The sequence below is a fragment of the Brevibacillus sp. AY1 genome (assembly GCF_029870785.1).
Taxonomy (GTDB): domain Bacteria; phylum Bacillota; class Bacilli; order Brevibacillales; family Brevibacillaceae; genus Brevibacillus; species Brevibacillus invocatus.
In genome coordinates this window covers 1-5,949 of the sequence record NZ_JAFLPN010000080.1, presented here as the reverse complement: position 1 = coordinate 5,949, position 5,949 = coordinate 1, and the positions used below count along the sequence as shown (strand labels likewise).

General features: G+C 47.7%; 5 protein-coding genes and 1 pseudogene. 5 read left to right on the top strand and 1 reads right to left on the bottom strand.

The window, feature by feature from the left end; genetic code table 11:
- The first annotated feature begins 252 nt into the window (after positions 1-252).
- The 4 genes from JZI27_RS24580 (at position 253) to dpsA (ending at position 3,494) form a co-directional block, all read left to right on the top strand.
- Positions 253-459 (top strand): DUF1657 domain-containing protein, encoded by a 207-nt coding sequence (locus JZI27_RS24580; RefSeq protein WP_029197844.1) that lies wholly within the window; start codon positions 253-255, stop codon positions 457-459.
- 80 nt (positions 460-539) lie between these two features.
- Entirely contained in the window at positions 540-2,057 is a 1,518-nt protein-coding gene (locus tag JZI27_RS24575; RefSeq protein ID WP_280209794.1) for a phospholipase D-like domain-containing protein, read from the top strand.
- A 159-nt stretch (positions 2,058-2,216) separates the two neighbouring features.
- Positions 2,217-2,537, top strand: a complete 321-nt coding sequence (locus tag JZI27_RS24570; RefSeq protein WP_280209793.1) for a YunC family protein — start codon at positions 2,217-2,219, stop codon at positions 2,535-2,537.
- Between the two features lie 30 nt (positions 2,538-2,567).
- Positions 2,568-3,494 (top strand): dipicolinate synthase subunit DpsA, encoded by a 927-nt coding sequence (gene dpsA, locus JZI27_RS24565; RefSeq protein ID WP_079911400.1) that lies wholly within the window; start codon positions 2,568-2,570, stop codon positions 3,492-3,494.
- A 317-nt stretch (positions 3,495-3,811) separates the two neighbouring features.
- Here dpsA and JZI27_RS24560 read toward each other — a convergent pair.
- A pseudogene (locus tag JZI27_RS24560) lies at positions 3,812-4,664 on the bottom strand (fatty acid desaturase).
- Between JZI27_RS24560 and JZI27_RS24555 the strand changes: the two are divergent.
- Positions 4,605-5,867: an ATP-binding protein gene (locus JZI27_RS24555; protein ID WP_280209795.1), complete on the top strand. Its 1,263-nt coding sequence runs from the start codon at positions 4,605-4,607 to the stop codon at positions 5,865-5,867. The pseudogene JZI27_RS24560 and the gene JZI27_RS24555 sit on opposite strands and share 60 nt — an antisense overlap.
- Positions 5,868-5,949: the final 82 nt, after the last annotated feature.

Here is a 5,949-nt window from a genome sequence, read left to right as displayed (position 1 = left end):
TGTGGCCGAGCCGGTCTCACAAATGGCCGATTTATACCACCCCGTTCACTGGAAACATACATATTCGTTTCCTAATCTATGTAGGGCTGTACCTGCTGGCTTCAAGCATTGCCAAGAAGGGCATAGATTGCGGTAAGTCTTTTCAGGAAGACTCTAACCCCTGACAATAGCCAATCATCAAATTTTACCATTCATTAATTTTCTGACAGGTTGACATATTACATATGGATGCCATTTCAGGAGGTGATCAACGTGACGGTAGCTTCTCAAGTGAAAACAGCTGTAGCTTCATTAAAAAGCGCGCAGGCCAGCTTTGAACAGTTTGCGTTAAACACACAAAACCAACAGGCCAAAACCACTTTCACAAATGCAGCGCAACAGACACAAAACATCATTGACCAGGTCACTCCACGGTTACAACAAATTGAACAGGAAGAACCGCAGTATAAAGGTTTCTAATAAAGGGCCATGCCGATCTCTTCTCGGCATGGCTGCCCCGTTATTCCCTCGTAGATGACTGGATTGGGAGGCTGATTTTCTTGGCATGGATAGCAGGATTATGGCTAGTAAATACGGCACTATTGATCATCATTGCGGTTCGGGAGGTGCGCCGCCCCGCCAAAGCGTTGACTTGGATATCAGTCGGACTTGTATTACCGATTATCGGATTCGTTTGTTACCTGTTCGTCACGAATCCTGTGCAAATGCAGCGGGACAAGCTCGTTTCTTCGCACAATAACCCAATAGCGTTGCCTACAGCATGTGGTGACTCCGCTTTTGTTATCGCTCGGGCTTTGCAACCTTTGTCTGTCAGTGGCCTTCGAACCGGTTCCGTCCAAATCCTCACGAACGGGATGGAAACCTACGGAAAACTCCTTCAATCAATTCAGGCCGCACAAAAGTCAATCGATCTGGAATATTACATATACCGGAATGACCATATCGGTAAACGTATCACAGATGTGCTGATTGACCGGGCTTTATCCGGTGTGAACATTCGTTTTATAAGGGATGGCTGGGGAAGCCGGTCGTTTCCCAAACATGCGGTTCGCCGGATGATGGAAGCAGGCATTGAATGCAGGACCATCTTTCCCTTGCGAATCCCCTGGGTACTATCCAACTTGACATACCGGGATCATTGCAAGATCGTCATCGTCGACGGAAAGGAAGCCTTCATGGGAGGAATCAACGTTGGGGACGAGTATACTGGAATGAAGCCGGATGTCGGTTTTTGGCGCGACACTCATATGCGGTTAACCGGCGAAACAGCGGATGATGTGAAAGCCGTTTTTGAGGCTCACTGGAAAATGGCGTCACCGGACATGCTCCATTCAACGAGAAAGGCAAAATTTATCCCTGAATCGGCCCAACTTTCAGACGATAAAGCCATTCATCCATTTCTATCCGGCAAAACAGAACGATCCGGATACGGATGGGAATGGGGATCGGAGCTGGGAACGATGGAAGGCACCCTCATGGGAAAAGCTTCCCCGTCCAAGGATTCGCATAACGTCTATATACAGATATTCGAAGGCAATCCCGGGCTGCCTACTCCGGTCATTCGGGAAATGCATTTCATCTGCCTGACGCAGGCGACCCGAACCATCGACGTGACCAACCCTTATTTTATACCCGATGCGGATATCATGATGGCCATCAAAACAGCCGCGGCGCGTGGCGTTCGAGTGCGATTACTGGTGCCGCGCCAAGTGATTCCTAAAGTTGCAGGAGCTGCAAGCCGTACGTATTATGGCGAACTCGTGGAAGCAGGGATCGATGTGTTTCAGTACAACAAAGGGGTGCTGCACGCGAAAGTCATGATTATCGATGGCGAGATTGCCGAGGTGGGTTCTTCCAACTACGATCTCCGCAGTTACCGTTTAAACTACGAAGTGTGTGCAGTGATGTATCATTCCGATGTGGCCCGGGAGCTTACGGAACAATTCGAAAGGGATCTCGCCGAGGCGACTCCTTATCGTTTGGAAGACCATGTGCATCGTTCTTCTTCCGAGCGCATGCTTGATCAAGCGGCGCGTTTGTTGTCTCCTTTGTTATAAATCTCAAAAGTTACATGGAATTGAATCGAAGTCCAGTTTCCACTGGCGAAAGGGGAGAAGGCTTCCAACGAAGACAAGTAATATCGGATTTGGGCTACCGTCTATGGTGCAAATATCACGCCCGGCATATAGTGTAGAAAAAAAGGAGCTGCATCATAGATGATCATGATGAAACCGATTGAAGTGGAAGGTCATCAGGTTATAAGTATCGAGGTCGCCCTGCCCAAAACAACACTTCTTGCCATCACAAACGATCACGGATATATCATGTGCGGCGCGCTGGATATCCGTTTGTTAAATGAGAAATTAAACGATCGCCGCATTGTCGCAGGACGCGCAACCGGGGTGCGAACAATAGAGCAATTGCTGGATGCCCCGCTCGATATGGTTACTACAGAGGCGGAATTACGCGGAATTTGCGCTGGAATGAAAGGAGCAGATGCGCTTTTAAAAATGGTTAACGAGGTCGGTAATAGTTGAGTCCATACTTAAGGAAAGTAGGGGAATTTTTTGTTAACGGGTCTGCATATTGTCTTCCTTGGAGGCGATGCCCGGCATCTTGAAATCATTCGGTCATTCACTGACCTGGATGCAAATGTTGCGGTAATCGGTTTTGAAGATTTGCACGAACAACTTCACGAAGTCCAGCATTCCAAGCTTACGAAGGAAGTTCTTCGCAAAGCTGACGTAGTAATATTGCCGGTTGTCGGTACAGATGACCATGGCAAAGTAGAGTCTTCATTTTCAGCTGAAACGCTACTGCTGGACAAAGAATATATGTCCTGTTTGCCGAAACACGCAAAAGTTTATACAGGCATAGCCAAGCCCTACTTGAGGAACCTTTGCGCGGAACTAGGGATCGATCTGATTGAATTATTCAGCAGGGACGATGTTGCCATCTACAATTCCATTCCCACTGCGGAAGGTGCCTTATTGATGGCCATTCAACATACGGACATTACGATACATGGTTCGCGTTGTATGGTGCTGGGTTTGGGGAGAATCGGTCTTACGTTAGCCGGTATGCTTCTGCGCCTGGGAGCACACGTCAAAGCGGGTGTGCAGAAACCGGAGCAGTTTGCACGTGCATGGGAGATGGGGATTGAGCCGTTTTATACGAAAGATTTGTACGATGAAGGCGTAAATGTGGATATTATTTTTAACACGGTTCCGGCGCAAATCCTTACTTCTCGTGTTTTAACCCGCATTCCGCATCACGCAATCATTATTGATTTGGCTTCCAAACCTGGTGGGACTGATTTTCGTTTTGCCGAAAAACGTGGAATCAAGGCCTTGTTGGCACCAAGTTTACCGGGATTGGTCGCGCCAAGAACGGCTGGGCGTATATTGGCGAGTACGTTATGTCAATTGATCCAAGACGAACGGAGTCGAAATCGAGAGCAAATGGACATACTTGCTTGTCCTTCCGGGATATGAGATGGCGAACATTGTATAACGAATCATTTGGAGGCGTCATTACTTGTTTATACTTGATCAGAGAGGCCTGCACTTTGCCGGCCTCCGTCTTATTTTCGTAAGAATCGGATGATGAAGCGCGTGGTGAAGCGGCTCTTTCGCATACATAAGTCGCTTTATGGGTTAGGCCAACGGAACGCAAAAATCGTACGTTAGCAATTGTGTTGCATTAAGGATCTCCAGAAGGTCCGTATATTGGCTAGGCCTTGCAACACAATTGCTCTTGTGCTGCATTCCTTAGCGTACGGAAAATCAGCGATGTTACTGGATTATTCTCCTTAGCGTACGTTTTCCGCGTTTTGTCGGTGGGAGCCCCCTTTTATATCCTTAAACCCCACAAATCGCTTGCTACTTTCGTCCCACAATCTGTATCGAAGCGCCCGCAGACTTTGGAGCAGTCCAATGGTGGGAACGTGCTGTAGGTCGGCATTGCTCTCGTGTGTTTGCTGTAAGCGATAGTTCGGCACCCGAGGATCCAGATGATGTATATGGTGGAAGCCAATATTCCCGGTCATCCATTGTAAAATTGTGGGCAGCTTATAAAAGGAGCTACCGCGCATCGCCGCGCTGACATAGTCCCACTCAAGTTCCCGCTCGTAATAAGTGTTCTCGAATTGGTGCTGCACGTAGAAGAGCCATATGCCCGCAACGCCAGAAAGGTAGAGGATCGAACCCTGCACGAGGAGCACCTCCTTCCAGCCGAGTGTCCAACAGAGAACCCATCAGGCCAATCAACGCTGCGTTCGTCAGGTAGGTGTTCATGCGCTCCTTAGTCCTGGCATTCTCCCGGTTCAATCGGTACTGAAACAAGAAAAGAAATACCGGTCAAGTCCGAACATGATAAAGGGATTGCGGTATAAGCGGTATCCCAGACGTCTCCATGGGGAGAGCGCCGTGTATTCCTCCATAGTCAGCGTCCAGATGTCACCTGTGCCTCTGCGGCATAAATTCCCGCTGGTCGCATGATGAATGGAATGCTCGTTTTTCCATTGGTCGTAAGGGAAAAAAGTAAGAATCCCCGTTATCGTCCCGATGATCGCATTCGCCTTTCTGCCAGCAAAAGAACGACTGATGGCAGCAGTCATAGAAAAATTGGACAACTCGCAAGAGTGGATGAATGAAGACGGTTATGTCAACATTTTGCGATTACGTCGAAGAGACGGCTCCTTTGTTTGGGTGGAGGTCGTAAGCAACACGCTACGGTACGATTCGGGCAATGTTCGTGAAATAGTTAAGGTTTTTCGAGATATCACGAGCCGAAAGACGCTGGAAGACGTCCTGGCTACTCAAGAACGTGTCATGAGTGGTATTGTCGAAATGATGGATGTCGGCGTTGTGATTTGTGATGAAAATGGGATATTGACAAGCATGAATAGAGCCGCAAGACAATTGCACGAATTCGTACAGATACCTCTTTCTCCCGAACACTGGAGTTCTACATACGGATTGTATGAATCGGATGGAAAAACGCTGTTGAGCAAGGAACGCGTCCCGCTTTATCGGGCGTATCGGGGCGAAAGTTTCCGCGATCTGGAAATGGTCGTTAAAAAGTCGAATGGCGAGCATCGCCTCGTTCTCTGTCATGGGAAGCCGATCATTGTTCACAATAAAATTGTGGGCGGCATTTGTGTCATGCACGATATTACCGAATTTGATGCAGCCAAGCAATCTGCTCATCAGGCAGACAAATTATCCATAGCGGGTCAAATGGCCGCGGGAATTGCGCATGAAATTCGAAACCCGCTTACCGCGCTGAAAGGATTTCTGCAATTGTTAAGCGCCGGCAACGAAAATGGAAGTAAGTACTACGATATTATGAAGGATGAATTAACTCGTATCGAACTTATTCTAAATGAACTGCTGGCCTTAGCCAAACCGCAAGAGATGAACATGACGCGGCATGATCTTTCCGAGCTGATTCAGGATATCGTCGTGCTGCTTCAGGCGCAGGCCACTTTACATAATGTTGAAATTCACTTTCATCCAACCAAGGAATCCGTGCAGATCCGGTGCGATGGAAATAAAATCAAACAGTTATTTATTAATTTGATTAAGAATGCCATTGAAGCGATGCCTGAAGGGGGAACTGTCTGGATCGAACAAATGCGATGCGATGAATGGGTTAAAGTAAGCATAAGGGATAACGGGGTTGGAATTCCGCAAGAATTGTTGCAAAAGATCGGACAACCCTTTTTTACGCAGAAAGAGACAGGAACGGGTCTCGGGCTATCCATTTGTTATCAGATTGCAGAGTATCACAATGCGAATATTGAGGTTGCAAGCGAGGTTGGTGAAGGTACAACTTTCACCGTATCGTTTCCCGTCGCTCTGTAACAGCGAATTTAATAACTCAACTTTCGCAGCTCAAATTAGGTAGGTAACCCTTGATATAGCTGGGTAAACCCATGATCCATTG